Origin of the sequence: Paraglaciecola arctica BSs20135 (assembly GCF_000314995.1) — a bacterium.
Taxonomy (GTDB): domain Bacteria; phylum Pseudomonadota; class Gammaproteobacteria; order Enterobacterales; family Alteromonadaceae; genus Paraglaciecola; species Paraglaciecola arctica.
On sequence record NZ_BAEO01000007.1, the window covers coordinates 18,075 to 44,922 of the forward strand.

Genomic DNA, 26,848 nt, shown 5'->3' on the forward strand with positions numbered 1-26,848 from the left:
TTAAATTTCAATTAAATTTTAGGAGAGTTAAATGTTTAGTCACGTGATGTTAGGTGCTAATGATATACAAGCATCGAAGAAGTTTTACGATGCTATTTTAGGTGCTTTGGGCTACGAAGAGGGAACTATTGATCCTAAGGGTCGTTGTTTCTATTTCACTAAAACCGGTGTTTTTGGTTTGAGTGCGCCCATTGACGGTGAGCCTGCCAGTCACGGCAATGGCAGTACTTTGGGTTTTGCTATTGAAAATGAAGAACAGGGGCTTGCTTGGCATGAAGCTGGTTTAGCCAACGGTGGTACAGCTTGTGAAGATCCTCCTGGTGTGCGTGATGGTGGTACTATGAAGTTATATTTAGCTTATCTTCGAGATCCTTCAGGCAATAAAATCTGTGCCATGAAACGTGTAAGTTAAGTACCTTAAAATTAGAATTTTGTGGCTGGGTTATTCAGCCACATGTTCTATATCCAACTGTTAGTTGTTCCTTATTTCACTACTTTTTTCTGTTTTTAGCTCGTAGCCATAAGCTCGCTACTCGTAGCTGTCGTTTTGTTTAACTCATTTTAGCTAACATACTCAATGGTGCGATACGGGCGAGGTATCTGAATAAAGCCCAAGGCCATTTGGGTACAAAACTATTGGCCACTTCTTTTTCGATGTCTTTAACTATGGCTTTGCAACCTGTTTCTAAGTCCACAATAAAGGGGACTGTTTTCACTTTTGCATTGATTTCAGTACGAATAAAGCCTGGATGAATAGTCGTGGCTTTTATAGGTGTGTTGCGCACATCGATACGAATGCCTTCGCTGAGGGATGTTAACGCCGCTTTAGTGGCAGCATAAACTGTCATGGCTCGACGTGCTCCGCGCACGGCACTAACAGAGGAAATAGTGACTAAATGCCCTGCGTTTTGGCTACGAAATATTTCCATAGCGGCTTCACACTGAGCTAACGCTGAAACAAAGTTGGTCACTGCGGTCTGTTTATTGGCTTTAAAATATCCAGTGCCAAGTGAAGCCCCTTTGCCCATTCCTGCATTAACTATGACGCGGTCAAGACTGCCTAAGTCTTCAGCAAAGGCTTTGATTACTTCAAACACTTGGTCGTGGTCGTTAACATCTAATGAACGAATAAACACTTTAATATCGGGGTTAATGGTCAATAATTCTTGTTTAAGTGACTCTAAGTTATCCATTCTACGGGCACATAAAGCTAAGTTACGACCCATCTTAGCGAACTCGATAGCCATGCCTTTACCCAAGCCTGAACTAGCACCAGTAATTAAAATATTTTGTCTGGTCATATTGTGTATTCTCTTATTATTGTTTGATTAACTAGCTACTTAAAGGCTAAAAAATTATTCACCACAGGGAAAAGGAGGGCACAGAGGAAAGTAAAATCTGGTTTTCTTCATTTTCATTTTCATTTTCTGTGTTCTTTTGTTCTTTCATGGTTTAAATCTTTTCTTGGGGCTATTTAAAAGTCAGTAAGTTATTGTGTTTACCTTTAAATTTGCTAAAAAATTATTCATCACAAACGAAAGTAAAACCTGGTTTTCTTAACTTTTTATATCTGTTCTCTGTGTTCTCCTTTTCCCCCGTGGTTCAATTTTTTTCTTGACGTTTATTTGTAAGTTAACAGGTGTTTGTTGTTGCCTTCGAATGTGCTGTGTTCGTTGAGTGACGATAAAATAATCCCTTTTTGGGTGCTGATAAGTTTGGTGATACCGCAGTTAACCAAGGTCCAGTTAAGGTTCATTAGATTTTCTGCGGGTACACCTAATATGGCTTGGGACAATAATGCTATGGGTCCACCTGAACTGAACACTGCTACACGCTTTTCACCATCAAGGCCACTAATCAAGTTTGCCAAGGCGGTCTGTATTCTGTGCTGATAATCAGGCCAAGACTCAATATAGTCATCATTATGTTGGCTGCTGATCCAGCGGCTAAAGGCTTGAGCAATGACTTTTTCCAAGGATTTATGAGGATTATCTTGTTTACTCATATAGGTTTTTACGCCTTGTGCAGTGGCAAGTTCAGAGTTAAATTGAGCGAGGATATCTTGATGATCGTATTCGTTCCATGCGGCATCTATTGTAGGTTCTATATCTGTTTGTCCCATGGCAGATAAGCAGCCGTTTGTAGTTTGCTGATGTCGCTGCATGCTACCTCGTACTACTTTGTCAAAGTTTCCGATTCTGGCTCTAAAACTATCGCCTATATGCACGGCTTGTTGTTCGCCAAGTTCAGATAAACAATCATATTCGGCTTTGCCAAAAGATGCTTGGCCATGTCTAATTAAATAAATAGCGGTCATTTTAGTGTTTGCCTTTTATGGCTTTACGGCATTGCCAAAGCAAATAATGCACAAAAAACCAAATATGTTTAAAGGTTGGGTTATTGGTGCTACTCAAGGTATTAAGCTCTAGGCTTAAAGTTTTTTAGTTGTTTTTTCATCATAGCTAAATAACGCATCGGCGCTAACCAGCGTTTCATGCGAAAGGCGGTGCGTCCGTCTTTATGGGTGATGGTCATAAACTTGAGATTTTCACTGTCTTGGTAGATTGCTTCGGCTACTTGAGCAGCGGTGATGTCGGATGAATTATGCAGCATTTTACTCACAAGTTTTGCCACGCCAGGCTGCTTACTGCGCATTGATTCGTCTAGGTTTGTGGAAAAGAACCCCGGACAAGCAACACTGACATGAATATTATCGTCAGCGAGCTCAAGGTGCATGGTTTCTGAAAAGCTGACCACAGCAGCTTTACTGGCATTGTAGCTGCCCATAAGAGGAGCGGGTGTGATCCCCGCTTGTGATGCAATATTCACGATTTTTCCAGCACTTTGCTGTTTCATCATAGGTACAAAGGTGCGGCACATTCGTACCATGCCTAATACATTGATATTTAATACCCACTCCCACTGCTCAATGTCTTCAAATTCCAAGGCGCCGCCAGTGGCAACCCCTGCATTGTTGACTAGCACATCGAGTGTGCTCCAACGAGATTGAAGCTGTTGTTGCAGTGTTTCAATATCAGCTTCGTTGGTGATATCACAAGGCAAAAAGAAGGCTTTGCCACCTGACTTAGTGATGCTATCAACCACTTTATGTGCGCGCTCTGAATTTAAGTCGGCTATACACACTTCAAAGTTTTGTTTAGCATAATGTAGTGCCAGCGCTTCACCTAAACCTGAAGCGCCTCCGGTTATTAATACATTCTTGTTCATTGGTATTTTTTCAACTCTAAACGGGCAACCATGCCTTTATGTACTTCATCAGGTCCATCAGCCAAACGTAAGGCTCTAGCACCAGCAGCAAAACGGGCGAGTGGGAAGTCGTCACACATACCTGCACCACCATGAATTTGGATCGCCATATCAACCACTTCTTCAAGCATTTTGGGCACAGCTACTTTAATCGCAGAAATATCTACCATGGCATTTTTAACACCCAGATTGTCAATTTTCCAAGCGGCTTGTAAGGTTAATAAACGGGCTTGTTCAATAGCTATACGAGCTTCGGCAACACGTTCTCGGTTGCCACCTAACATCATCAGAGGTTTACCAAATGCGCTACGTGACATGCCGCGCTGCATAGCAAGTTCTAAAGCTTTTTCAGCACAGCCGATTGAACGCATACAATGATGAATTCGGCCTGGGCCAAGGCGACCTTGGGCAATGGCAAAGCCTTTACCCATGCCAACTAACAAGTTTTCTTTAGGGACGCGCACATTAGTAAGATGCATTTCGCCATGACCAGAAGGAGCGTCATAATCCCCGAATGCTTGTAACATACGTTTAATTTCAATGCCCGGAGTATCTAGTGGCACCACTACCATGCTGTGCTGGCTGTGTTTGTCATTTTCTGGATTCGATAGGGCCATAAAAATAGTGATTTTGGCGTTGGGGTGGCCTAAACCTGTAGACCACCATTTTTTGCCGTTAAGCACTAACTCATTGCCGTCTAATTCAACGGTTGCTTGCATATTGGTGGCATCTGACGAAGCAACATCGGGCTCGGTCATACCAAACACTGAACGTATTTCACCGGCTAATAGTGGTTTAAGCCATTTTTTTTGTTGGAATTCGTTTCCAAAGTGATAAAGCACTTCCATATTGCCGGTGTCAGGTGCGTTACAGTTAAATATTTCAGAGGCAAATAACACTCTGCCCATTTGTTCGGCTAGCGGCGCATATTCTAATGTAGTTAAACCTTTGCCTAATTTAGTGTCAGGTAAAAATAGATTCCATAACCCAGCGTCTTGGGCTTTTTTCTTAAGGGGCTCTATTAATGGATGGACTTGCCAATTTTTCCAATCACCACCGGGGTTTAATTTATGAGTTTCAGCATAAATTTGTTCTTCAACTGGATAAATATGTTCATCCATAAAGGCTTTTACACGTTCGATATAACCTAGTGTTTTTTGGCTGTGGTTAAAATCCATAATAGTAACTCCCAAAGTTGCATAAGCAGAAATTAAGCTAAGAATAGTCTCTTTTTTTAATTGAATGAAATGAAAAATACTTTATGGTTACTATGAATTTCATTCATGATGGTGATTTGATGACAGACGTAACTAGGATCCAACAACTTGACCTTAATTTGCTCAAAATCTTTGAAAGTATTTATCAAGAGCAGAATATGTCGCGCACAGCAGAGGCTTTGCATATTACGCCTTCAGCAGTAAGTCACGCCTTAAAACGATTGCGCGACTATTTAGGCGATCCTTTATTTCAGCGTAGCAATAATCGTATGTTGCCCACTCCCGCTTGTCAGCGTATGGCACCGCAGATTATTGATAATCTCACCCGTTTAAGGCAAATATTACAGCATTGGGGGGAGTTTCAAGCGCTTACCAGCCAACATCATTTTCGTTTGGGTATTCACTATGCATTTGAGCCTTTTATCTTGCCAAAGCTGGCTAAAAAGCTCGCTGAATTTGCACCTAATACCACTTTTGCCAGTGTCAAAGTAGATAGAGAAAACCTAACCCGAGAATTAGGTGCAGGCCGTGTTGATATGGCGTTTGATGTGGCTCTGCCTATTAAGCCACCTGTATTGCACTCAAAGCTTTTCGATGATGAGTTTTGTGTATTAATGCGTAAAGGGCATCCCATTGAGAATAACTTGACTCTACAAACATACTTTGTAGCTAAACATATTGGAGTATCAAACCGTCCAAGTGGCGCTGCAGCTGAGGATATTTTATTTCAACAACAAGGCCTGTCACGACAAATTAGTTTCAGGTGCCAAAATTATTATGCTGCAAAAACCATGTTGGTGGAGTCTGATTTACTATTAACTGTACCTTATCTATTGGGTCAGGAGTTAATGGGTAGTGTAGGGCAAGCTGATGGTTTGTCACAAGCTGCTATGCCTGTTCATCTAACTAATATTGAGACACACTTATACTGGCACAAAAATACTGAAGATGACGAAGCATTAAGCTGGTTTAGACAAATGTTGGTGTCACTGTTTTAACTGCTAGTTGCATTGAATTGAGTTGGTAATTATGCATATTTTAAGTATTAATCTATTGTTTCCAGATCTAGTCACTTTAGTAGTATCATAATGAACTGGTCTTATGTGTTTCAGCTAACAAGTGAATTATTTTCTGTCTGAAATAAAAAAAAGGGGGGTATGTTGGCGTTAAATAAATTATTAGTATTCGTTTTTTTTATTTGCACTTATAGTACTTCACTCTTGTCGTCTCAGACCATTCCTACTATTGATGTCCAAAAAGAACTAATTGATGGTAAAACGAGTCTTGCTGGGCAATGGGCGTTAAGTTGGGGGGAGTGGACGCCATTGGCTGACATTGCCGCGTCCAAAGCTAATTTTAAAGTTGTATTATTACCTAATTTTGTTAGTTCCATAGTTGATGAAAAGACACTAAATACCCATAGATTTGGTACTTATACACTCAAATTGAATAATTTGAGTGATGCTTTTCAAAAGCCAGTAATACGCATGCGTAACGTCAATGATGCTTGGCAGGCCTGGTGGATAGATGAGTCAGGGCAATCCCAGTTTTTAGGCGAATCGGGTAAGATTGCCAAAAATTATAAAGCACAAGAAGTTAGTTTTAAAACGCATATATTACAATTACCTCAAAACGTACATTCAGGCACTTTAGTGGTTTACCTTTCGGCGCACTTATACAAACGTGGCGGTATGTATGGTGAATTCGATGTACAGGAATTTGAGTCGGCCAATAAATTTCTACTTTCTGATTTGGCCAGTCGCTCGGTACTCATTGCCATTGGTTTACTTGTGGTCTTTCAAAATATTTTGTTTTATATATTTCGACCCAAAGAGCGTGTATTACTCTTGTTGGGAATACTTGCGTTCTCTACGTTATTAAGAGCAACCGCATCTGCTGAATATGTTTATTACTTCTTCGGGAACCCTGCTATGTATGGTTTTTTGTTGAAACTGGAATATATTACAATTGTATGGCCCCCTGTTGCAGCAGTGCATTTTTTCTCATGTTTATTTCCCACTAAACGATCCAGTCAAGTTGTTAAAATTGGCTATATAATTGTCCCAATAGTTATCATGTACACCGTCTTGGCACCTCTTAAACAGGTCCTTGAACATTTACTTTATTACCAAGTGATTTTAGTGATATTTACGCTTTACGCTTTATGGTTAATCATTAATTCGATGATAGTTAAATCTTATCGTTCTAGAACAATGATAATCAGTGGGCTTTTTCTGTTTTTAGGGGTCGTGAATGACGTTATTGCTGCTCAATCTAGTTCCTATAACCTTTTTATCGCAGAATATACTTTGTTCTTGTTTTTGTTTGCGCAAACCCAGTTCCATTCTTTAAGGTTTGTATCAGCTCTGGATACTGCAGAACACTTAACCAACAACTTGCAACATGAAGTGGCTGAAAAAACTAAAGAGTTATCTATTCGTAACCTCGAACTTGAGGACAAAGCGGACTATTTGAAAATTCAGCATGATCAGATAAAAGAGTTATCTGAAACCGATCATCTTACTGGTTTGTATAATCGCCAAACGTTTGATAGTCATTTAGATTTAAAATTTTATCAGGCTGTTCAAAAAGCAGAAAAATTGGCTTTAGTGATGTTGGATATAGACAACTTTAAGAAAATTAATGACAGTTATGGACATCAAGTTGGGGATGAATGTTTAAAAACCGTGGCTGAATTCTTACGGCAATCTAATTTGCGTAAAGATGACTTTGTCGCCAGGTATGGCGGTGAGGAAATGGTTATTGTTTTAACCAATACTGATATCAAAGGTGCCGAAGAAATCAGCCAAAGAATATGTGATGGATTGAGTCAGATAGAATTGCATGCTGATGAAGGTACAATTGTACTGACTGCAAGTTTTGGCATAGCGGAATTGATTTATAACCAAGTCGAGAATACTACCCAGTTATTAAAGTTGGCAGATGACGCACTTTATCAAGCAAAATCGCTAGGTAAAAATCAAGTGGTTACAGCTGAAGTATCTTCTTAAATTAATTCAACTTGTTGTAATAATTTCTAAAAGTCAGTTAATTGTGACATTTACAGATTGTTTAACACCATGCTTTTTATTTTCAGTGCTTTTTCGAAATGATCTAGTTGATGGGTTTTAATCCACCAAGTGGCCACTTCCATTAATAATGTAGGGTCGTCGTTTTTATTAGCAAAAAATGCGTAGAATGATAGGCCCACTGAGGATCCTTTGGCGGCTATCTTCTTATCGCACACATCAATAATTTTTACTCTTAACTTGTCTTGCAACTCACCCCTCTCTTTTTTTATTTTTTAGCACTTCAGGTTTAGACACAGTACTACCATCTGGATTGAAAAAGACAGATGGCTGCTCTAGGCCTCTAATTTTCCACATGATTAATTTACCCAGAACACGCATCGATATTTTAAATAATGACATTTTATGTTCTTCAGGTACTGATATCTTGGCCGATTGCCAGTGGGCAATACCCAAAGAAGCACCTAAATCGCTATCTCGCGTGGCTTGGTTATTCATAAAATTGTGGATCACTCCAATAAAAGGAGCTTTGTGACCAAGGGTATTGCCAATAGGTGTGTTGCAACACTTTGCATACCAGCGATGTAAACCTTTTTGAGAAAATTTTACACAAGCTATATGTTCATTGCCCTCAGTGATTTTTACATAGGATATGGGCATTTGAAAAATGTCGGTGCCATTATATTGATCTAGTACTTGATTTTCTTGCTGTAAAAATATGGCAAATTTTTGGCAGTCAATACAACAACACACAATCCGGTTGCCAGATTGTGCGTTAACATTTTTGGTAAAGCCGATTATTTTTCCGCAAGCGCAACTCAGGCTTATTTCAGGCATTTTAACGACTCTTAAATAAAGTTTGTTACCGCAGTTTTTTTAACCTAAAAAATGCAATGTTTGGCAAAATCTGTACCTTCTGATGCGGTCCAATCTGCTTTAGGCTTTTCTTTCATATCAGCGCACCACTCTTCGCTACCGATTTCTGGCGCACAACCACTTAAAAATAAAGCGACAGCAAAAACACCTATTAATTTTTTCATAAACGTTATTCCTTAAATATAAACAAAGTTAGTACATCGAATGAACCTTAAACTTTAGCATAAAAGAAAATGTGTATAGAGTACATATGCCAGCACACTACCCTGACATTTATATATTAATAATATTATATTCACTGACAGTTTACTTTAAGTTAGCCTAGTGAAAATCAAAAAGAGCCTATTACCTTGCTTAGTATTGTTGTACCTACGTTAAATGAAATTAAAACTGGTTATCTGAGCAAGATCCTTGCTGCCTATAGTGACTTAGCAGATATCGAGATCATTTGTGTGGATGGCGGCAGTACAGACGATACAGTTTCGTTGATAAATCAGTCTAATGCCAGGCTAATAGCCACTAATATTGGCTCGAGAGCGGGGCGCTTAAATGCCGGTATCAAACAAGCCAAATTCGACATGGTGCTGCTTCATCACCCACGCAGTTTGCTGGATATTGATGGTATTAATGCTTTAGCAAATCATAGCTCAGAGATCCGTTGGGGAGCTTTTACTCATCAGTTTGATATTCAGCATCCATTGTTAAACTTCACTTCTTGGTATTCAAACCGAATTCGCGGTGATAAACGTGGAGTGTATTATTTGGATCACTGCCTATTTGCTCAAAAACAATTATTATTTGATGTAGGGCTTTTTCCAGATATCGATATTTTCGAAGATACGGATATTTGTTTAAAACTTAATGGAAAAGCCAAACCCATTCGGTTGCCTTACATTAGCCAAACTTCAGCGGTTCGATTTGAAACTAATGGGATTTATCGCCAGGCACTTGAGAACCAATATATGAAGTGGCGTTATTACTTTAATGGTTCCGATAAAAAAATGAATGCGCGATATGAAAAAGGTATTGAATTAAATACTAAGTATAAAAAACAACCCGAATATTAAGGACATTTAGAAGTCGAAATTGCTAGTATTATGCACAAGCAACAACTTGTTGCTAAACCTTCCCTTCAGCTTAAGTTAAGGAAAATATGGCTGTGTTAAGAAAATTTCATATGGCTATCTGGTCAAAGGCGTTATCAATAGCTTTGTTTTTTGTGACAATGTTGTTATTTCTGCCACTTATTTATCATTTTGGCATAGCTTTGCAACCAGCTACCAAACAGGCCTTTGATGGCCAAGTTACAATTCAAACGTCAGATTTCTCTCAAGGAAAAGGACTCGCTTTAGATGGAGACTGGTCTTTCTTTTGGCAGCAACTACTTGAACCAGAGCAAATTAGTGGCACTACAAAAAAGTCGACTTTAATAAAAGGTAGTGGCGGCTGGCAATCAGGCAAACACGATTTAAATTATGACGCTATTGGTTTTGCTACCTATCATCTGGATGTCGCTTTGCAACAAGCAGCAAGCAATTTGGCGATCCGCATTCCTCAAATTGAAAGTGCTTACAGGCTATATATAGATACTGAGCTTATGGCGTCAGGTGGTTTAGTGACAGACTATTTATCAGCGGGAAAGCCGGGATATAATACTGCTATTGTTAGAATACCTGATGGCTTAAAAGCATTTTCTATTACGATCCAAGTCTCAAATTATCATTCGAGTTGGGGCGGGTTATGGGAACCTATAGTATTAGGAGATGCTGATTCTCTGCATACCCTGCAACGAGATAAAGTAGCATTAAGCCTGTTTATTATGGGGGCGCTACTCATTACTGCCATCCATTCATTAATCCAATTTTTCTTGCGGCCTACAGATAATATTCCACTGGTATTTGCCTGTTTATGCCTACTTTTGTTTCTTCGAGAATTTACGATTGAACATATGACCTTTGCATTATCAGCCCTATCTGGCGGCTTTGTATTGATCACAAAATTAAATTTCTTTAGTTTTTATGCTGGTATTCCCACTGCCTTGTATTTCTTTCATTTAAGTTATTATCAAGAGTTTCACCGCAAATATTGTTCTTTTGTTTATATACTTTGTGTCATTTTTTCGGCCTTTGTTTTATTTTTCCCTACACGTTATTTCGGCATCTCACTGGTTATGTTCGAAGTTATTGCAGTGATCGTGATGTTCTATATCTTGCAAAGAATGTGGGTAGCAATGAAAAATGGCCAAAAGGGCGCTGGAGTCATGTTGATTGGCTCGGTAATCGCTTTTGCTTTTGCTGTGAACGATATTTTAAATGTGAGTGGTGTGATTACTACTGGTAGATTTTTTAGTTTGGGTATTGTTGGTTTTATCATGAGTCAGAGTTTTGTGACAAATACTCGATTTAATCATTTAATTAGTAATAACGATATACTGACTGACAAGCTTAAAGAGCGTAACGCAGATTTAGAGCTTTTGGGTGAGCTACTAGAAACAAAAGTTGAACAACGTACCCGGCAGCTCAAATTAGCCAATATTGAACTAAAAGCTTTGGCTAATAACGATCCGCTAACCAATGTTTTCAATCGACATGGTTTACAACAGTTTATTCAAGCAGCATTTGAGCGTTATCGTCGTTCCCAAGAATTATTTTGTATCGTACTGATTGATTTCGATCATTTTAAAGACATTAATGATACTTATGGGCACGATGTGGGCGACATTGTGTTACTGACGGGTGCCGACTTAATTAAAGCCGGAATTCGCGAACAAGATAAATTAGCCCGTTGGGGAGGCGAAGAGTTTCTTGTGCTGTTACCCAACACTGATTTGCAAGGAGCATTAGCTATCTCCAATAAACTTAAAAATGCAATTTGTGCCAAACCTATTGGTCAACCCATAGGTGTAGAGGTGTCGGTGACGGGCGGGGTAGCTTTGGTAAACCAAGATGATACCTTTGATACCTTATTTAAACGGGCAGATGACGCCTTGTACCAAGGTAAACAGAATGGTAGGAATCAAATCTGTAGTTAAGCTGGAGCCAGATTATTCAAATTACGGGTAACAATTGCTGAACTCACATACGAATTTCAGGTAAATTAAAAACCGTTCAACATCTCTCGTAATTTCTTATCAGCCAGTTCAGCCGGGGATAAAGACTCATCAACTAGACTTTTTTCGGGGAGTTGATCACCAAAAAGAGCCGCTAATTCAGCCTTGGCGTTATCGGCTTTTTGTTTGTCGCCAGCTTTGACTACCTTGTTGTTTGGCTTGAAATAATCGCAAAAATTTGCCCGTTCAGTATCGCTTATATGCTCAGCTCTTTCTTCGTCACAGCGACCTCTGACAAAGTACAAGCACATTTCACAAACATGCTGATCAGCTTTGCATTTGTCACACTCTTCACGGCGTGACATTGGCAAGATAACATTGATTAGATCCTCACCACATTTCCAACAGACAAATTCATTAGACATAAAAACAGCGACCTTTAAAACTGGTCAAACATAATAGAGTTACCATCAGGATCTTTCAATACACAATGGGTCGGGCCTGCATCACCTTTAGTAGGGGAATCAATGGCAATGCCATTATCTTGCAAGTGTTTCTCTATAGCTCTGACATCAGTTGGGTTAAAGGTTAGGATGTTGGACTCGAACATACCCTCAAATAAACCAATAACTGTGGTGTCTTTTTGTAGGATAAGCCATTTATCTGCGATTGAGCCGCATTCTGGGTGGGCATTAAACCCTAGAGTTTCATAAAATGCTTTTGATTTAGCAATATCTTTGACGGTAAGACTGACCGAAAATTGACCTAATTCCATGTTGCTCCCCTATTTTAATGAAGTGGTTATTTTCGAGGTGTACGCAGAGCTAAAGCGCTGACTAGTGAAAACAGCAAACCAATAATAAATACTGTAGCAAACATTAACATTGACTGAGTAAAGTTATTACTCATCAAATCAGCGTAATGGGCTAATTCTTCTAGCTGTTGCTCTATCACGATTGGCTCTAGGCCACTTGAGAGAATTTGCTGCTCGGAATATTGTATGTAAGTGGCAGTAAATGTTGGGTTGATAAATTCTAAATAAAGCCAGTTATATAATGCAAACATATTTGCAGCGATGAGGCTGATACCTAAGCCAACTCCTAATGCACCCATAAAACCTAAAGGGGCGGGAGCTCGTTTTTGTTTGTATTCTTTTATTCCCATTACTACAGCTAACGAACTTATGATCATCACGCTGTAACCAACAATTTCGCCTTTAGTGAAATTGTCAGCATTTGTACCTAAGACTAAATGGGATACGTAAAAACCGATACCTAGCGCCAAGCCATATATTAAGCCAAAGCGAATAATTGAATACATTTTGCTGCTGCCTACACTGTTTTTAGAAATCTAACTGTATGTTATTTATGTGGAAAATAAAGTTTTTATGGGGTGAAAAATGGGTGAGAATACTGTTGTGGGCACTCATTAGTGGTGGCGAGACTTCATCCTTGAAGTCCCTTTAAATATTAGTCGTGATTAATCGAACCAATACTGTGAATGCTCAAATCGGCTCCTTTAAATTCTTCTTCTTCAGTAAGCCTTATGGTTGTGATTTTATTCATAAGCCCATAAACAGCTAAGCCACCCACTAGAGCAACAATTATTCCTGCAACTGTGCCTATAACTTGTGCAGTGAAAGAAACACCACCTAGTCCTCCTAATGACTCAAGGCCAAATATGCCAGCAGCAATGCCACCCCAAGCACCGCAGACACCATGCAACGGCCATACCCCTAATACGTCATCAATTTTTTTAGTTTGTTGCATGATGGTAAATAGTTTCACAAAAATCCAGCCCGCAATTAGTCCTACAAATAATGAACCTATTGGATGCATGACATCGGAACCTGCACATACTGCAACTAAACCTGCTAAGGGGCCGTTATGAATAAAACCAGGGTCTTTTTTACCGAACCACAAGGCCGCCAAAATACCGCCAACCATAGCCATCAAAGAATTCATTGCGACTAAACCACTGATGCCGTCCATGCTTTGTGCTGACATCACATTAAACCCAAACCATCCAGTACATAATACCCATGTGCCAAGAGCTAAAAATGGAATATTCGACGGAGCAAAAGCAATCAGTCTGTTGTCTTTTAAACGACCTTTACGTAAACCCAAAAAATATACGCCCACTAAGGCTAACCAACCGCCCATTCCGTGTACCACAACTGAACCCGCAAAATCGTGAAAACTAGCTCCTGTGGTTTGTTGTAACCAAGCTTGGAAACCGTAGTTACCGTTCCAAATCATTCCTTCAAAAAATGGGTATACCACTGCAACAATTAGGGCCGAGGCAATTAAAAATGGATAAAACTTGGCTCTTTCAGCAATGCCGCCTGAAATGATCGCAGGAATAGCCGCGGCGAAGGTCATCAGAAAGAAAAATTTAACTAAGTCATATCCACTGTTAGCCGCAAGCTCCTTAGCATTACTAAAGAATGTGACGTCGTAGGCTATCCAATATCCAATAAAAAAGTAGGCAATACAAGAAACTGCAAAGTCAGTAATGATTTTCACCAAAGCATTCACTTGGTTTTTGTGCCTGACGGTGCCGACTTCTAAAAAGGCAAACCCTGCGTGCATGGCAAACACCATGATCGCACCTATGAGTAAAAAGTAAGTATTGGAACTATGCACCAGTGTTTCAACGGCGCTGTTAATATCTTGCATGTGGGCTCTCAGTTTATAATTAGAATAATATGCTCAGGCAGTCTATGGGCAAAAAGACTGGCTGTATTTTCTATACCGCGTCATCACCTTCTTCAGATGTGCGGATACGTATGGCGCGTTCAACTTCAAACACAAAAATTTTGCCATCCCCAATTTTACCGGTATTGGCTTTGGAGGTGATGACTTCGATACAACGTTCAACTTGATCATTAGTTAGTACAATTTCAAGCTTAATTTTGGGTAAAAAGTCTACTTTGTATTCAGCACCACGATAGGTTTCAGTATGACCTTTTTGACGTCCATAACCTTTTACTTCAGTTACGGTTAATCCTGAAATACCGGCCTCAGTAAGTGCTTCTCGCACATCTTCAAGTTTAAAAGGTTTAATTATGGCTTCTATCTTTTTCAATTTCACATGCTCCAGACTGTAGTGAGTTTGCATATATTACAGAAGCAAGTGGAGCAGGTGAGAGCCGTCTTTAGAACTAAATATGATAATTAAGTATATTTGGTTAACACCAACTTAACATTTAGGTGTTATGTCGAAGGGGTTACAATTCTAATAGATTTAAGTCTTTCGCTTTGGCAACCGCTTCGCTACGATTTTTCACCAACAGTTTACGATAGACTGATTTTAGGTGGGTTTTTATAGTATTGACTGACAGGAAGCTCGCATCGGCTAATTGTTGATTGGTTAAACCTTGCGCCAAACCTCGTAACAGATTGAGCTCTTTAATGGTCAATATTGGCATCATTTTTTCAACCACAGGATTATCCCTAAAGCGAAACCACAAATATGCCGCCCCCACACCTAAAAATAAGAAAAAACTAGCAATAATTCCAATGTACAGCTGTTGATTCAAACGAAATGAAAATACTTGGTATTCCAATGTTTTTATACAAACCAGCGCTAAAGCCAACAGCAGCCCATAGCGGATCACTAACGGAATCGTTTTTAGTTGATGCTGCAATTTTTGTAAGTGTTTTTTCATGTTTCGACTTTTCTTGACCGAAGATATTTTCTCAGACTATCAATCTAGGGTAAACCAATGCTTTGCGATAATGAAATGTTTGCTCGAGATAGACTGTCACTAAGGTACGTGAAATAATCGCAATGATAATAAAGTCACATGATAAAGGGTAAATAAAAATAGATGAGCATACTAAAACGCATTCAAATGATATTAGTTATTTGTTTAATCAGTATCGGAATTGATCAAGGTACCAAATGGTATGCTTCTGAGTACTTACCCAAGTTTGAAATGACCAGTTACTGGAACGATATGTTACGTATTGGCTACACCGAAAATACCGGCGCATTTTTAGGTTTAGGTAGCGGTATGTCTGACTCAGCAAAGTTTTGGATATTTGTGTGTGCGGTAGGATTTATTCTCTCTGCTCTATTCATCTATGTCCTAAAAACAAAGACACATACAGCATACGGATTAAGTTCTTTAATTCTAATTTTTTCAGGTGGCATCAGTAATTTTTACGACAGGGCGATCAACAATGGCGCCGTGATCGACTTTTTAAATCTGGGTATTGGATCTTTAAGAACAGGCATATTTAACGTTGCTGACATGGCCATTATGCTGGGAGTGTTTTTATTGTTGTTTGCTAAGGATAAAAAGACTGACCCCAAGGACATATGAACTGATGGCTAACGGTGTTAAACCAAGTGTTTATCAATCACCATTAAGCAAGTTGTTTGCTCGCCAGCAGCCAAAAGTAAAAGCCAAAAAAGGCATGGCTAACTTATTACTTACCTATGCAGAAAATGACAGTAAACGCATTGCCCATCTATTAAGTGTTTGGATGGACGAAAAGCGTAAATAACCTTCACTTTATATATCGAGTGAAGGTTAACCTTGCTAAACCTGAGTATGTTGGCGGATGAAGTTGTGGTCAATTATTTTGGGGAAGTGCTTTAATCTGATAGCGGCTTAGTCTTGTGGGTCAGCGCGAGACAATTCTATAGTGTTTGTTTAATAATGTTCGTTAATGGCGAATCTGCAAATTTTATCCCTGCCCAGCCTGTAATCATGAAGTTGCGGATGTTGCCGTGATCTGTACCGCTAGTGTTTTCCAATACGTCTTTACGATAATAAGTCCCAAATAAACTCAGTGTTTCGGATTCACTTAACTGATGTAATTGAGCAAAGTAAAAAATCTTGCAGGAACCTTCATTAGTGCCTGCTATGTTCAACAATGTTCCATTGCTGAAATCCGTTGCTGTGTAAGTGTAAAATTGACTGATCACCAGCATAACCTCTGTAAATTCAATACTGTCTGGGGCTTTGCGCAACTGTGTGAGTAATTCGTTTATAGTCATAAGGTGTCCGTTGTTATATAAGTTGAAAAGAAAAGGTGAGTTGACAGTCAATATGTTTGAGGACTTTATTGACAAACATTGGCGTTGAGATTGTCTTTGGGCCAGTTGTTGATGCAACAGAAATATGAATATCGCATTCTGTTAGCGGTATTTGCTGGCGTACACAAAAAATATTTAGGTCGTCTAAATTATCTAGATTTTCATTCAAACAGACAGAACCAACAAAACAGGCATTTTCTGGATGCTGCTCGTATGTCGCCTCAGACACTTCTCTGGTTAGGGTGATTGCTTGGAATTTATCTAAATTCAACAAGCGAAAAGTTACCTTGATATTGATGGGCGAAACTCCTATTTTTTAATAGCATAAATGGCTAATACTAAACTAGGATTACATGAACTCATACAAGTCGGCTAAACTTTTGTGTTTTCTTTAAACGCCTTTGCCTTCTGCATTTTAAAATATCTTTTTAACTAACCTGATATCGAGATAAACCATACCATCCAGTACCTCTAATATTGCGATTATTGCGCCTATCTTCGCTGAAATTGCTGACAATAACGCATCTATTGCTGTATTCACTTATCTTGATTAAGCTACTTTAAATCTGGCTGAGAGGTCACTTCTTCAATGGGATTGGTATAACATATTGTTTTTATTACAATTACTTATAGGGACGTGGGGCATCTCAATCATAGTTCAGGTTAACTATTGAATTATCGATATATTTTCATTAATCTGATTAAAAAATAGACTATGGATATCACGTGTATTTCAGGATGGCTTTGAACCCCAGCTCGGCACTCTTTCCACTAATTTATCTTTTTGGTGCTTGGGCTGTTAATTATTTATTCGGCTTTATGTCTTTAGAATATCCCAAGCAGAGCTCCCTTGCTAGAGACGCCGGTTCGGCTGTTGTATTACCCCTTTTAACAGCATTGTTGTGGTGGGGAAAACTAGTTTCCACTTCTTTTGCTGTTAAGGCGCTTAGTTATGTCGCTAGCCACCGTCGCAGCCGAAACATAACTAAACTGGCGAAAACATTCGAACATATTATTTACACTAACCTTAAAAAGTTCAGGCTGATAATATTTGTTTGTGCCTGTTTGATAGCTTTTAGCTATCTGTATTGGGAAGGAGTGTTTGCACCAATCGAAAACCAAGAGCAGCAAAGCCAATATCGGTATGTTTTGCTATTACAAGCCTTACCTTTTTGGTTTTGTATTATCAATTTTTTTGTATCCTTAGTTGTGGTTTTTCAAATATCAAAAATTTATATCACTAAATATCTTCGAGTTAGATTATTTGAAATTGAGGAGTTGAGCCCATTATGCAATGTGGTCGTTGTGTATTTTCTTATCTCTTTTCTAGCGGTAACCACTTACACCATCAACGGAATATTTTTTGTGCTACCGGATGTTGATATTTACATTCTCTTTTTTAGTTGTTCGGTTTTAGCTTTCTTCTTGTTTTCGCCAATTTTCTTAGTGCAAAAAGTGTTGAAAAACCGCAAGGAAATTATGCTAGAACGAATAAACAATTCACTTAATGAGCAAATGTTAATGAATACAAACGGTAACTCATACCGGCGATTGGTTGATGATGAAACACGTCTACAGTTTATCTCGGATTTACTGATTGTTAGAAAAGAAGTCAATCAAGCACCTCTTTGGCCAATGAGTGTGCCATTTACGGTCAAAATAATATTAATACTTATGTTACCAATATTATCTTGGATGGGGGCGGGTGTGGTTAGTCAGTCTCTTAAAGTGTTGCTGGCATGAAAGACTCTAATATAGCTAACGGGCAAGTCTTGTTGTTATTTAAAGCGCTACCATTTTGGACAATTCCTGTGGTGACGGGGGTTGTCATGTTTATGTTCTGCTACTTGACGGGAGCATTTGCGCCGCCCAATGGCGAAGCTTCACTGAGGATTTTTAATGGAGCATTGGCAATGCCTATTTTTGTGGTTTACGTTTGGATTGCCGTTCTGGTGATGAAACGCCGTGCTATTGCGTGCTTAAATCAGTTTACCCAAAATAGTGTACACGATCTAACTTACGTTAATTTTGAACAAGATATCGAAAGCAGACTTAAAAAAAATATAATTTGGTCTGTCGCATTAGGTATTTTGTTTACTTGTACCTATTTGTATCACGAAGATTTAATTGCAACAGATTTAAGCCCCGCTCTGTTTCTATTGAATATATATACTCTACTTTTTTGGTTTTTTAATAGCTTGGTTTTATTGCAGTTATTTTTTATCACTCAGTATGTGATTAAACACTTTTTGGACAATGAAAAAATAGACCTTTTTGGCATTCAAAAACTTTTACCCATTTCGGATTTGGTGATCACTAATACCATTATTTCCACTTTTGGTTTGGCCCTTATTCCTTTGTTTTGGATCGGTAGAACTGTTCCGACAATTGATAAAATTATTGTTACAGCTGTTTTTATTTTAATGTCGGGTTATCTTTTCTGGCCGGTTCTCAAAGTACAAAAAATTATTTCACGTAAAAAAAGATTGGCTATCATGCGCATTAATACCCAGTTTCAAACCCTGTTTGAAAGCAAGCTAGGAGTATCTCGAAGGTTAACTGATGATGCACAAAGACTCCGCAAACTAAGCTCTTTGATCAGTGCTAAACAAGAGATATCAGTTGCATCTGAATGGCCAATTGATTTACCACAAAGTATTAAAGGAGTGCTTATCTCGATGTCTATCCCACTGTCATGGGTCGCAGGTTCATTTGTAGAGAGTTTTATTTCAAAATTTTTTTAGATTTCAATTTATCTAAATTAATTAAATTGTCTAACTCGATTTATTCACCTAAGGGATTGAAGTGAAGTCAAATTGAGGCTTTTAGTTTAAGCTAGTCAGGTGTCAGACCAAAGGAGTAGATATGAAAATTGTGATTGGAAAATTTAGTCATGAACCTTTTCATGCTTTGTCAAAAAAAGAAATAAGTTTGTTATTTAAACTTGTACCTAGCGAATGGGTAAATCAAGTATCCAGTGTGGTGCTGAGCTCAAAAATATTTAAGAAAACTAAGTTAGCCAAACCTGTAGAATATTCAGCTGCTAGTAAACAGCTATCCATTTATTCAAGGGGGTTATTGCGAGAAGATATCGCAAGACAAGTACTCATTACATTGGCTTTGATTGATGTTGTTGAGGAGACCGATTTGGATAAAACTACTGAACTGGATACGCTAATTAAACCTTATATGGACAAATTTTTGAAGGCGCGGGTGTGACGTAATTGCAGTTTGCAGATTATGCCTTTTTCCGATTTCAGGTTAACCATCCACTTTACACGCAGGCAACCAAAGCTCTAGTGATTGTTGAAATTTAAGTGTTTCAACCGGCTTTGAGATAAAATCATTCATGCCTGCCGCAATACATTTTTCGCGGTCTCCCTGCATGGTATTGGCAGTCATAGCAATTATTGGAATGGCTTTGTTGCGCACTTTTGATTCTGGAGAGCGAATACTGCGGGTGGCCTCAAAACCATCCATCACCGGCATCTGACAATCCATGAATACCAAGTCGTAAGGAAAATTCTCTAAGGCTTTCAAGGCTTCCTCGCCGTTGGCTGCAACGTCAGACTGAATACCATACTGTTCAAGCATTGACTGAGCCACCATCTGGTTGATGACATTATCCTCTACCACTAAAATTCGAGCCTTAAACTGTGGTGTATGGCGAGAACTATACTCTGTGAGTATTGGCGAGTCATTTGTGGTTATCTTGGCTACTTGTATTAAGGTGTTATACAGAATAGCTTGATCAACCGGTTTGTTAAGATAAGCGTCAAATCCAACGGCCTTTAATTTTTGAGTATCGCCACGCTGCCCTTGAGATGTAAGCATTACCAGGTGGGTATTGGTTATGGTTGTATCGTTTTTGATTGCTGTACCCAATTGAGCACCATCCATATCTGGCATTTGCATATCGATTATCGCGATGCTGTAGGCTTGTTTATCGGCCACTGCTTGTGTCAGGCATTCAAGTGCTTGTTTGGCACTTTCGACCAAAGTGTGTTCGACTTGCCAGTTAGTCAATAAATGTCCGAGTAGGGTGCGGTTGGTTAGATTGTCATCTACCACTAAGATCTTCTGTCCGCGCAGATCAGCTACTGAAAACGTGGGTGCTGTATGCTCAGAGTTTTCAAGATCCAGAGTAAACCAAAACGTTGAGCCTTTACCATGGGTACTTTTAATACCAATCTCTCCACCCATTAGTTCTACTAATTGTTTGCTGATAGCTAGCCCAAGACCCGTGCCGCCGTGTTTGCGGGTGGTAGAACCATCAGCCTGACTAAAGCGTTCGAAAAGTCCGGCTTGTTGTTCCGCGCTCAGACCAATGCCGGTATCTGTCACTTCAATAAGCACTTTGGTGCGTGCATCAGTCTGCTGCTGTACTTTATAATATACTGCGACTTCACCTTGTTCAGTGAACTTGATGGCGTTGCCAACTAAATTGTTGAGAATTTGCCGAATACGTCCTGGATCTGCGCTGTAACATTTATGCTGTACTGGGTTGGCGGGACAGATTAACTCCAGACCTTTCTCGTGAGCTCGAACTGCAATGCTGCGACCAAACTCGTTCATTAGTAAATCCATGTCAAAATCAATGGACTCCATTTCTAACATACCCGCTTCTACTTTGGAGAAATCGAGGATGTCATTGATGATAGAAAGTAATGATTTGGCACTACTTTTGACTATTTTTGCGAAGTTGTGTTGCTCGGGATTTAGTGGTGTGTCTAATAATAGGCTAGTCATGCCTATTACCCCGTTCATCGGAGTGCGGATTTCGTGACTCATATTGGCGAGAAATTCACTCTTGGCCTGGTTGGCTTGCTCGGCACTATCTTTGGCTTTTTTCAACGCGGTTTTAGCTTGGTGGCGTTCAGTAATGTCTCGAATTATGCCGACAAAATGTCTGGAATTGTCGATTATCAGTTCACTAACGCCTAATTCCATGGGGAAGGTTGAACCATCTTTGCGCTGGCCAATAAATACACGCTCGATTTCTACCTGAGTTTTTTCATGTGCTTTGATATGGTTTTCCAGATAACCATCAAGTTCGGAATGAAAAGACTCCAGCATCAGAATTTTAATATTCTGACCAATTGCTTCTTGCTCGTTATAACCAAATACTTTCATTGCAGCGGGGTTAAATGATTCGATAATGCCGCGCTCATCAATGGTAATTATGCCATCCACAATATTATCAATAACTGCAGAAAGTCGCTTGGTCTGAGCATTAACCTCATTATTTAATAAGGTCGTAGCCTGTTGTTGATTTTCAACAAAGGTATTGATGCCTTGATACAAGGTAAAAATTTCATCTTTAACTGAAGTTGTATCTAGGCGCACAGTCAAATCGCCAGCCTTATAACGTTCGCACGCTTGGGCCAAAGTCACTACTGGGGTGAGTATTTTTCGGGAAACAAACCAGATAATAAATACAATGGATAAAATGCCAATGAGTAAACTGAACATCAGTATTTTTTGCAGGGATGTGGTGATGTCTGAAAAAACCAAGTCTTCCGGAATATGGAAGGTCAACACCCAGTAACTATTGTTATCTTGGGGTGAGAAAAATATTTTTTCAAATCCTTCCAGTTCTTTTTCGTCATGATCATAGCGTATGAATGAATCCTGACCGAGGATAGTCTTAGCCATATGAGGTTCATATTTACTTAATTTGTTGTCGACACCCAGATCAAATCCGAAGGTTTTAGATGTATCGGCATTTTTAATGTAAAAACCGTGGTTATCAACAATACTGCGTTGAATACCATTAGGTACTGAAGTAATTCCTGCAAAAAGTTGTTCGGTTGATAAATTTAAGACCATCACGCCTGATGTTTTTTCATCGTCCGTAAAAACGGGGGTCGCTATCCTCAAGACTGGGAGGTGCGGCACCTGAATGGCACCATATTCTCTGTTCAAATTGACATCAGAATAATAGGTTTCTCCATGTTTTAACTTGAGCGTTTCCATTACGTAAGATGTATCTGCCTTATTTTGCAGATCATTTATTGCTACATTCTTTATCTCGCCATTCACACTGCGTTGAACTCTGACCAATTCATTACCCATCTCATCGATAAATCTTAATTGTTGGTATTCAGTATGGTTAGTTATAAATGCCCTCAAAATGACAGTCAGACGTTGACGCCACTCTTCTAAGGTATTACCGCTTAACGGATCAACGCCATTATTAGCGCGAGCTCTTATGATGGCCTGGATCGGTGGTGTATCACGCAATGATTGTAGATTTTGATGATGATTTTCTAAGGCGACTTCAATTGCCTGTTTTAATACAAAAGACTTACTTTGCTCTAGCTCAAGGACTTTGGTTTCGGCAAGATGTCTAGACTGCCAGTTGCTGGTATAGCTAATAAAAAGCAGCGCAATAGCAATCAGTCCACCCAATACTAAGGTCGTTTTAGCCCGAAGTCCGAACCTAAAGTTTTTTGTCATAGTGAAAGTCCTAAGTCATATTTGGGCATTATATGGGAATGAATGGTTGTATCGTCAGTTCTATACAACCCATGATATAAGTGAAAGCATTAGACAAGCAAGGCAGAGTTGTATAGATAAATTGATATCTACTATATCTACACTACGGGGAATCTGCACTATAGAGAAATTCAGTAGTTTTTGCCATATTAGTCGTAATTAAAAGACCGCAACAGGGTGCTAGATAATTACACTAGCACTGATTATTAGACACAATAAGTGTTTAAAAGAAACTTAAGTTAAAGTTTATGTTCTTGGGCCATCATTAATTTGAACAAGTTTTCCATTGTGAAATACGAGTGTCTTCAATAGTTTTCCTCTACCAAAATCATAGATATATTGCTTAACATTAACGTATTCATTGTCGACTTTGACATAGCCAATATCTTCTTCATATGAGGGCGTTCCACACTTATCTTTAACTTCAAAGGTACTGTAGCCAACCAAAACCACTTTGTTATGACATCTAAAACTATCGGCCATGACAGGTGAGGAACATAAGAGTAGTAGAATGGTTAGATTATAATTCAACAATTTATAAATATTTTTCATCTAGTCATGTTCCTGTTTAGTGATGTACTTAAAATAATAACCTTGGATCCAGTAATGGGCAGTGATTTTTCCTAAAAACTTACAAATTCAGCATCTTGGTATCAGGTGGTCAATAAAGGGAGCTGATATCATCATTAAGAGATTAGCGTACGAGGTTAAGCTTGGTAAGTAAACAACAGTCTAGCAAAGACCATTTTGACCCGAATAATTTGTGGGTAAGTGTTTTATTATGATGTTTTTGGATTTCTATTTATGGATGAAAAAATTAATAACAAAACTATTACGACCGCCATCTTTGGCTTGATAAAGTGCCTTATCAGCCGTTTTAATAATTTCATTTATATGTAAAGAGAAATCGACAACCTCTGCTGGTTGTACAATTGTGGCACCTAGGCTCAATGTAACGTATGCAGCAGTGGGTGATTTTGGGTGGGGCGAGAGAGTTTTTTAAGTTATATCCAGAGATTAAGAAATGATACTTCTGGGGTGGTAAGCTTTGGACACAGAGCTATTTCGTCGAAACGATCGGTAATGCCAATGAAGAGACAATTAGGAAATATGTTCAAAACCAACTAATCGAGCTGGATAGTAAAGAAAAGAACGCCAAGCAGTTGGGTCTGTTTTAAAATTCGGTCGCTTGCGGCCGATTTTTTTATACCTCTACCCGCAATCAGTTCGAGATTTTCATCTATATAAAAGATGCCATCTATTTCTAGACTTTTAAAAGTGTTATCGACTAAATTTTAATCAATATAATCTTGGTTTTTATCGAGCATAAAATTATAAGTTGATGTCCATACAGCGTAATCGGAAGTTGTTCTTGATACGGTATTCAGAATGTTTTGTATACTGAAGGTTAAAGTCTCGAGTTCTCTTTCTGCGATAAGTGAAATACCACGTTCAAGCTTAGGTAACTCGATAAAATATCGATAACCAATCAAAACGCTAATAAACAATATAAATAGCAATACGAATATACGAAATTGTAGTTGATTAAAAGTTAATGATTTCATGTTATGTATATTGTGTATTTATTGTTATTGAATAAATAGTATACGCGGCTAGCGCAAAAGAAAAACCGTCAGTGTTAAATATGTGAACACTCAAAAAACTATTCGATTTAGCGCCGCCAATAAAAAACCGGCTTGCGCCGGTTTTCAAATTTATACTCTTAAAAGCTCGAAGCTCGAAGCTCGAAGCTCGAAGCTTACGCCTTAGCCGGACGTCCAGCCTGCTTCCGCAAGTTCTCAGTCAACAACTTCTTACGTATACGTGTACTTAAAGGAGTCACTTCAACCAATTCATCATTATCGATGAACTCAAGTGCTTGTTCTAACGACATCACTATGGGTGGCACTAAGCTTTGTGCTTCATCGGTACCAGATGCACGTACGTTAGTTAACTGTTTACCTTTAAGGGCGTTAACGGTTAAGTCATTTTCACGAGCGTGAATACCTATCACCATGCCTTCGTATACTTCAACACCATGGCCGATAAATAAACGTCCGCGACTTTGTAGGTTAAACAAGGCGTTAGTCAGGGCTTTACCGGTTGCGTTGGCAATCAATACACCATTTTTACGCTGACCGATTTGGCCGCCTTTGTGTGGACCGTAATGATCAAAAGTGTGGTAGATCAAACCAGAACCAGAGGTCATAGTCATGAAGTCAGTTTGGAATCCAATCAAACCACGGCTAGGGATCATGAAATCCATACGCACACGACCTTTGCCGTCTGGCGACATATTGGTCAACTCACCTTTACGAGTACCAATCTGTTCCATAATAGTACCTTGATGTTTTTCTTCAACATCTATGGTGACTGTTTCGAAAGGTTCGTGGGTCACACCATCAACCTGTTTCAAAATAACTTCTGGACGAGAAACAGCTAGTTCATAACCTTCACGACGCATATTTTCAATCAATATACCTAAATGAAGCTCACCACGACCAGATACGCGGAACTTGTCCGGATCTTGGGTTTCTTCAACTTTAAGTGCCACGTTGTGGATCAATTCGGTTTGCAAACGTTCATAGATGTTACGTGATGTGACGTATTTACCTTCTTTACCACAGAATGGTGAATTGTTGACTTGAAAAGTCATGGTTACTGTTGGTTCATCAACAGAAAGTGGCGGTAAAGCGACAACTGCACTTGGATCACAAACAGTATCGGAGATTTTAAGTTCGCCTACACCTGTTATCGCAACAATGTCACCAGCGTCACCAGAATCTACTTCGAGGCGCTGTAGCCCTAAATAGCCTTGCACCTGCCCAATTTTAGCGTTACGGGTTTTACCATTAGCACCAATGATAGTCACTTGTTGATTAGGCTTAACCGAACCACTAGTAATACGACCAATCCCAATTACACCCACATAAGAGTTGTAATCAAGTTGCGAAATTTGCATTTGTAATGGGCCGTGCATATCAGCAACTGGAGGCTTAACATGTTTGATGATAGTTTCAAACAAAGGGGTCATGTTATCGCTAGGTACATCTAAATCGTTAGTTGCCCAACCATTTATGGCCGATGCGTAAACCACTTCAAAATCTAATTGGTCGTCAGTTGCACCTAAATTATCGAACAAATCAAAAACCTGATCTATTACCCAACCCGGACGAGCGCCAGGCTTATCAATTTTATTAATAACAACAATAGGCTTTAGACCTTGAGCGAAGGCTTTTTGTGTCACAAAACGAGTTTGTGGCATAGGGCCTTCTTGTGCATCAACCAATAACAATACTGAATCAGCCATAGACATAACACGCTCTACTTCGCCACCGAAATCGGCGTGACCAGGAGTATCCACTATATTGATGCGGTATTCGTTCCATTTAATTGCGGTGTTTTTTGCAAGAATGGTAATGCCACGTTCTTTTTCAATATCGTTTGAGTCCATCACACGTTCTTCGGCAACGCCGCGGCTTTCTAAGGTGCCAGACTGTTGTAATAACTTATCAACTAGGGTGGTTTTGCCGTGGTCAACGTGGGCTATAATAGCTATATTCCTCAAATTTTCGATTGAGGTATTTGGTGAACTCATTGTTTTTACTCTGTTAGGGCCACATATGTGTCACTTAAGACTGATTACTCGCTAAAGTAACACGTAGCTAAATTGCATAAATTTTGCGCGCGGATTATACAGTTTAAAAGAGTACAGGGGTCAAGTCATTTGAACATTAATTGATATAAAAAATTTTACCGAAAGAAACAAAAAATTTTATAGAGTCACCCATAGTAACTTCAGGGTAAATTATCATGGCTGTTTATGTAAAATTGAAACAATATTTTATAGAACTATAGTTTCC

30 protein-coding genes and 1 pseudogene are annotated in these 26,848 nt (G+C 39.0%); 11 read left to right on the forward strand and 20 right to left on the reverse strand.

What is annotated here, in order from left to right:
- Positions 1 to 31 precede the first annotated feature (31 nt).
- Entirely contained in the window at positions 32 to 412 is a 381-nt protein-coding gene (locus tag GARC_RS02055; RefSeq protein ID WP_007616175.1) for a VOC family protein, read from the forward strand.
- A 139-nt stretch (positions 413 to 551) separates the two neighbouring features.
- Here GARC_RS02055 and GARC_RS02060 read toward each other — a convergent pair whose 3' ends face one another.
- The 4 genes from GARC_RS02060 to GARC_RS02075 form a co-directional block, all read right to left on the reverse strand.
- Positions 552 to 1,301: an SDR family oxidoreductase gene (locus tag GARC_RS02060; RefSeq protein WP_007616176.1), complete on the reverse strand. Its 750-nt coding sequence runs from the start codon at positions 1,299 to 1,301 to the stop codon at positions 552 to 554.
- A gap of 320 nt (positions 1,302 to 1,621) precedes the next feature.
- Positions 1,622 to 2,317, reverse strand: coding sequence for a histidine phosphatase family protein (locus GARC_RS02065; protein ID WP_007616177.1), 696 nt, complete (start codon positions 2,315 to 2,317; stop codon positions 1,622 to 1,624).
- A 101-nt stretch (positions 2,318 to 2,418) separates the two neighbouring features.
- The gene (locus tag GARC_RS02070) at positions 2,419 to 3,228 is read right to left on the reverse strand and encodes an SDR family oxidoreductase (RefSeq protein ID WP_007616178.1); all 810 of its coding nucleotides are present in this window, start codon (positions 3,226 to 3,228) and stop codon (positions 2,419 to 2,421) included.
- On the reverse strand, positions 3,225 to 4,445 hold the full coding sequence (locus GARC_RS02075; protein ID WP_007616179.1) for an acyl-CoA dehydrogenase family protein: 1,221 nt from the start codon (positions 4,443 to 4,445) through the stop codon (positions 3,225 to 3,227). The genes GARC_RS02070 and GARC_RS02075 overlap by 4 nt, the downstream gene beginning before the upstream one ends.
- A 119-nt stretch (positions 4,446 to 4,564) precedes the next feature.
- Here GARC_RS02075 and GARC_RS02080 point away from each other — a divergent pair, with 119 nt between their 5' ends.
- Both GARC_RS02080 and GARC_RS02085 read left to right on the forward strand, forming a co-directional pair.
- Complete coding sequence (locus tag GARC_RS02080) at positions 4,565 to 5,482, forward strand: LysR family transcriptional regulator (protein ID WP_039988433.1); 918 nt, start codon at positions 4,565 to 4,567, stop codon at positions 5,480 to 5,482.
- 222 nt (positions 5,483 to 5,704) lie between these two features.
- Positions 5,705 to 7,495 (forward strand): sensor domain-containing diguanylate cyclase, encoded by a 1,791-nt coding sequence (locus GARC_RS02085; RefSeq protein WP_007616181.1) that lies wholly within the window; start codon positions 5,705 to 5,707, stop codon positions 7,493 to 7,495.
- Positions 7,496 to 7,545: 50 nt separating this feature from the next.
- Here GARC_RS02085 and GARC_RS02090 read toward each other — a convergent pair whose 3' ends face one another.
- The 3 genes from GARC_RS02090 to GARC_RS26165 are packed head-to-tail and all read right to left on the reverse strand — an operon-like array spanning position 7,546 to position 8,553.
- Entirely contained in the window at positions 7,546 to 7,764 is a 219-nt protein-coding gene (locus GARC_RS02090; protein WP_039988437.1) for a DUF6500 family protein, read from the reverse strand.
- A gap of 1 nt (position 7,765) precedes the next feature.
- Positions 7,766 to 8,350, reverse strand: a complete 585-nt coding sequence (locus tag GARC_RS02095; RefSeq protein ID WP_007616183.1) for a DUF6151 family protein — start codon at positions 8,348 to 8,350, stop codon at positions 7,766 to 7,768.
- A 44-nt stretch (positions 8,351 to 8,394) separates the two neighbouring features.
- The gene (locus GARC_RS26165) at positions 8,395 to 8,553 is read right to left on the reverse strand and encodes a DUF3012 domain-containing protein (RefSeq protein ID WP_007616184.1); all 159 of its coding nucleotides are present in this window, start codon (positions 8,551 to 8,553) and stop codon (positions 8,395 to 8,397) included.
- Positions 8,554 to 8,739: 186 nt separating this feature from the next.
- Between GARC_RS26165 and GARC_RS02100 the strand changes: the two genes are divergently transcribed.
- Both GARC_RS02100 and GARC_RS26645 read left to right on the forward strand, forming a co-directional pair.
- Entirely contained in the window at positions 8,740 to 9,456 is a 717-nt protein-coding gene (locus GARC_RS02100; RefSeq protein WP_007616185.1) for a glycosyltransferase, read from the forward strand.
- 92 nt (positions 9,457 to 9,548) lie between these two features.
- Entirely contained in the window at positions 9,549 to 11,420 is a 1,872-nt protein-coding gene (locus GARC_RS26645) for a sensor domain-containing diguanylate cyclase (protein WP_226989046.1), read from the forward strand.
- A 65-nt stretch (positions 11,421 to 11,485) separates the two neighbouring features.
- Here GARC_RS26645 and GARC_RS02115 read toward each other — a convergent pair whose 3' ends face one another.
- The 6 genes from GARC_RS02115 to GARC_RS25775 all read right to left on the reverse strand — a co-directional run bounded on the left by GARC_RS02115 (position 11,486) and on the right by GARC_RS25775 (position 15,108).
- Positions 11,486 to 11,863: a hypothetical protein gene (locus tag GARC_RS02115; protein WP_039988439.1), complete on the reverse strand. Its 378-nt coding sequence runs from the start codon at positions 11,861 to 11,863 to the stop codon at positions 11,486 to 11,488.
- 14 nt (positions 11,864 to 11,877) lie between these two features.
- Entirely contained in the window at positions 11,878 to 12,213 is a 336-nt protein-coding gene (locus GARC_RS02120; RefSeq protein WP_007616194.1) for a VOC family protein, read from the reverse strand.
- Positions 12,214 to 12,239: 26 nt separating this feature from the next.
- Positions 12,240 to 12,758: a DUF4199 domain-containing protein gene (locus tag GARC_RS02125; RefSeq protein ID WP_007616196.1), complete on the reverse strand. Its 519-nt coding sequence runs from the start codon at positions 12,756 to 12,758 to the stop codon at positions 12,240 to 12,242.
- A gap of 149 nt (positions 12,759 to 12,907) precedes the next feature.
- Positions 12,908 to 14,116: an ammonium transporter gene (locus GARC_RS02130; RefSeq protein ID WP_007616198.1), complete on the reverse strand. Its 1,209-nt coding sequence runs from the start codon at positions 14,114 to 14,116 to the stop codon at positions 12,908 to 12,910.
- A gap of 70 nt (positions 14,117 to 14,186) precedes the next feature.
- Positions 14,187 to 14,525 carry a P-II family nitrogen regulator gene (locus GARC_RS02135; RefSeq protein WP_007616200.1) on the reverse strand — a complete coding sequence of 113 codons (339 nt, stop codon included), beginning with the start codon at positions 14,523 to 14,525 and terminating at the stop codon, positions 14,187 to 14,189.
- A gap of 142 nt (positions 14,526 to 14,667) precedes the next feature.
- Positions 14,668 to 15,108, reverse strand: coding sequence for a response regulator transcription factor (locus tag GARC_RS25775; protein WP_007616202.1), 441 nt, complete (start codon positions 15,106 to 15,108; stop codon positions 14,668 to 14,670).
- 162 nt (positions 15,109 to 15,270) lie between these two features.
- Between GARC_RS25775 and lspA the strand changes: the two genes are divergently transcribed.
- Both lspA and GARC_RS02150 read left to right on the forward strand, forming a co-directional pair.
- Positions 15,271 to 15,768, forward strand: a complete 498-nt coding sequence (gene lspA / locus GARC_RS02145; RefSeq protein WP_007616204.1) for a signal peptidase II — start codon at positions 15,271 to 15,273, stop codon at positions 15,766 to 15,768.
- 4 nt (positions 15,769 to 15,772) lie between these two features.
- Complete coding sequence (locus GARC_RS02150) at positions 15,773 to 15,952, forward strand: hypothetical protein (protein WP_007616205.1); 180 nt, start codon at positions 15,773 to 15,775, stop codon at positions 15,950 to 15,952.
- 136 nt (positions 15,953 to 16,088) lie between these two features.
- On the opposite strand, the gene GARC_RS02155 is transcribed toward GARC_RS02150, so the two are convergent.
- Together GARC_RS02155 and GARC_RS02160 are read right to left on the reverse strand one after the other, a co-directional pair.
- Positions 16,089 to 16,448: a HopJ type III effector protein gene (locus GARC_RS02155; RefSeq protein WP_007616206.1), complete on the reverse strand. Its 360-nt coding sequence runs from the start codon at positions 16,446 to 16,448 to the stop codon at positions 16,089 to 16,091.
- A gap of 13 nt (positions 16,449 to 16,461) precedes the next feature.
- On the reverse strand, positions 16,462 to 16,761 hold the full coding sequence (locus GARC_RS02160; protein ID WP_007616207.1) for a hypothetical protein: 300 nt from the start codon (positions 16,759 to 16,761) through the stop codon (positions 16,462 to 16,464).
- Positions 16,762 to 17,231: 470 nt separating this feature from the next.
- On the opposite strand from GARC_RS02160, the gene GARC_RS02165 reads away from it, so the two are divergent.
- The 3 genes from GARC_RS02165 to GARC_RS02175 all read left to right on the forward strand — a co-directional run bounded on the left by GARC_RS02165 (position 17,232) and on the right by GARC_RS02175 (position 19,706).
- Complete coding sequence (locus GARC_RS02165; protein ID WP_153810842.1) at positions 17,232 to 18,230, forward strand: hypothetical protein; 999 nt, start codon at positions 17,232 to 17,234, stop codon at positions 18,228 to 18,230.
- Positions 18,227 to 19,231 carry a hypothetical protein gene (locus GARC_RS02170; RefSeq protein ID WP_007616212.1) on the forward strand — a complete coding sequence of 335 codons (1,005 nt, stop codon included), beginning with the start codon at positions 18,227 to 18,229 and terminating at the stop codon, positions 19,229 to 19,231. The genes GARC_RS02165 and GARC_RS02170 overlap by 4 nt, the downstream gene beginning before the upstream one ends.
- A gap of 121 nt (positions 19,232 to 19,352) precedes the next feature.
- On the forward strand, positions 19,353 to 19,706 hold the full coding sequence (locus tag GARC_RS02175; RefSeq protein WP_007616214.1) for a hypothetical protein: 354 nt from the start codon (positions 19,353 to 19,355) through the stop codon (positions 19,704 to 19,706).
- Between the two features lie 42 nt (positions 19,707 to 19,748).
- Here the strand turns inward: GARC_RS02175 and GARC_RS25780 are convergent, their stop codons facing one another.
- From GARC_RS25780 to GARC_RS26175, 3 genes are all read right to left on the reverse strand, one after another.
- Positions 19,749 to 22,946 carry a response regulator gene (locus GARC_RS25780; protein WP_007616216.1) on the reverse strand — a complete coding sequence of 1,066 codons (3,198 nt, stop codon included), beginning with the start codon at positions 22,944 to 22,946 and terminating at the stop codon, positions 19,749 to 19,751.
- Positions 22,947 to 23,231: 285 nt separating this feature from the next.
- Positions 23,232 to 23,537, reverse strand: a complete 306-nt coding sequence (locus GARC_RS02185) for a DUF2845 domain-containing protein (protein ID WP_039988444.1) — start codon at positions 23,535 to 23,537, stop codon at positions 23,232 to 23,234.
- A gap of 246 nt (positions 23,538 to 23,783) precedes the next feature.
- Positions 23,784 to 23,936 (reverse strand): nucleotidyl cyclase domain-containing protein, encoded by a 153-nt coding sequence (locus tag GARC_RS26175; protein WP_007616220.1) that lies wholly within the window; start codon positions 23,934 to 23,936, stop codon positions 23,784 to 23,786.
- 122 nt (positions 23,937 to 24,058) lie between these two features.
- Between GARC_RS26175 and GARC_RS26590 the strand changes: the two are divergent.
- Positions 24,059 to 24,163: pseudogene (locus tag GARC_RS26590) on the forward strand (hypothetical protein); the annotation flags it as partial.
- Between the two features lie 117 nt (positions 24,164 to 24,280).
- Here the strand turns inward: GARC_RS26590 and GARC_RS02190 are convergent.
- The gene (locus GARC_RS02190) at positions 24,281 to 24,550 is read right to left on the reverse strand and encodes a CHASE4 domain-containing protein (RefSeq protein ID WP_039988445.1); all 270 of its coding nucleotides are present in this window, start codon (positions 24,548 to 24,550) and stop codon (positions 24,281 to 24,283) included.
- A gap of 194 nt (positions 24,551 to 24,744) precedes the next feature.
- A complete protein-coding gene (gene typA / locus GARC_RS02195) occupies positions 24,745 to 26,583 on the reverse strand; it encodes a translational GTPase TypA (RefSeq protein WP_007616226.1) in 1,839 nt (612 codons plus the stop codon).
- Between the last annotated feature and the right edge of the window lie 265 nt (positions 26,584 to 26,848).

Bases quoted from the DNA above. Each gene is read 5' to 3' on its own strand.
- GARC_RS02155 (WP_007616206.1), bottom strand. From the start codon at position 16,448: ATGACTATAAACGAATTACTCACACAGTTGCGCAAAGCCCCAGACAGT.
- GARC_RS02055 (WP_007616175.1), top strand. From the start codon at position 32: ATGTTTAGTCACGTGATGTTAGGTGCTAATGATATACAAGCATCGAAG.
- typA (WP_007616226.1), bottom strand. From the start codon at position 26,583: ATGAGTTCACCAAATACCTCAATCGAAAATTTGAGGAATATAGCTATT.
- GARC_RS25775 (WP_007616202.1), bottom strand. From the start codon at position 15,108: ATGAAAAAACACTTACAAAAATTGCAGCATCAACTAAAAACGATTCCG.
- lspA (WP_007616204.1), top strand. From the start codon at position 15,271: ATGAGCATACTAAAACGCATTCAAATGATATTAGTTATTTGTTTAATC.
- GARC_RS02115 (WP_039988439.1), bottom strand. From the start codon at position 11,863: ATGTCTAATGAATTTGTCTGTTGGAAATGTGGTGAGGATCTAATCAAT.
- GARC_RS02175 (WP_007616214.1), top strand. From the start codon at position 19,353: ATGAAAATTGTGATTGGAAAATTTAGTCATGAACCTTTTCATGCTTTG.
- GARC_RS02060 (WP_007616176.1), bottom strand. From the start codon at position 1,301: ATGACCAGACAAAATATTTTAATTACTGGTGCTAGTTCAGGCTTGGGT.
- GARC_RS02075 (WP_007616179.1), bottom strand. From the start codon at position 4,445: ATGGATTTTAACCACAGCCAAAAAACACTAGGTTATATCGAACGTGTA.
- GARC_RS02185 (WP_039988444.1), bottom strand. From the start codon at position 23,537: ATGAAAAATATTTATAAATTGTTGAATTATAATCTAACCATTCTACTA.
- GARC_RS02120 (WP_007616194.1), bottom strand. From the start codon at position 12,213: ATGGAATTAGGTCAATTTTCGGTCAGTCTTACCGTCAAAGATATTGCT.
- GARC_RS02130 (WP_007616198.1), bottom strand. From the start codon at position 14,116: ATGCAAGATATTAACAGCGCCGTTGAAACACTGGTGCATAGTTCCAAT.
- GARC_RS02150 (WP_007616205.1), top strand. From the start codon at position 15,773: ATGGCTAACGGTGTTAAACCAAGTGTTTATCAATCACCATTAAGCAAG.
- GARC_RS25780 (WP_007616216.1), bottom strand. From the start codon at position 22,946: ATGACAAAAAACTTTAGGTTCGGACTTCGGGCTAAAACGACCTTAGTA.
- GARC_RS02125 (WP_007616196.1), bottom strand. From the start codon at position 12,758: ATGTATTCAATTATTCGCTTTGGCTTAATATATGGCTTGGCGCTAGGT.
- GARC_RS02065 (WP_007616177.1), bottom strand. From the start codon at position 2,317: ATGACCGCTATTTATTTAATTAGACATGGCCAAGCATCTTTTGGCAAA.
- GARC_RS02170 (WP_007616212.1), top strand. From the start codon at position 18,227: ATGAAAGACTCTAATATAGCTAACGGGCAAGTCTTGTTGTTATTTAAA.
- GARC_RS02190 (WP_039988445.1), bottom strand. From the start codon at position 24,550: ATGAAATCATTAACTTTTAATCAACTACAATTTCGTATATTCGTATTG.
- GARC_RS02095 (WP_007616183.1), bottom strand. From the start codon at position 8,350: ATGCCTGAAATAAGCCTGAGTTGCGCTTGCGGAAAAATAATCGGCTTT.
- GARC_RS02070 (WP_007616178.1), bottom strand. From the start codon at position 3,228: ATGAACAAGAATGTATTAATAACCGGAGGCGCTTCAGGTTTAGGTGAA.
- GARC_RS26165 (WP_007616184.1), bottom strand. From the start codon at position 8,553: ATGAAAAAATTAATAGGTGTTTTTGCTGTCGCTTTATTTTTAAGTGGT.
- GARC_RS02080 (WP_039988433.1), top strand. From the start codon at position 4,565: ATGACAGACGTAACTAGGATCCAACAACTTGACCTTAATTTGCTCAAA.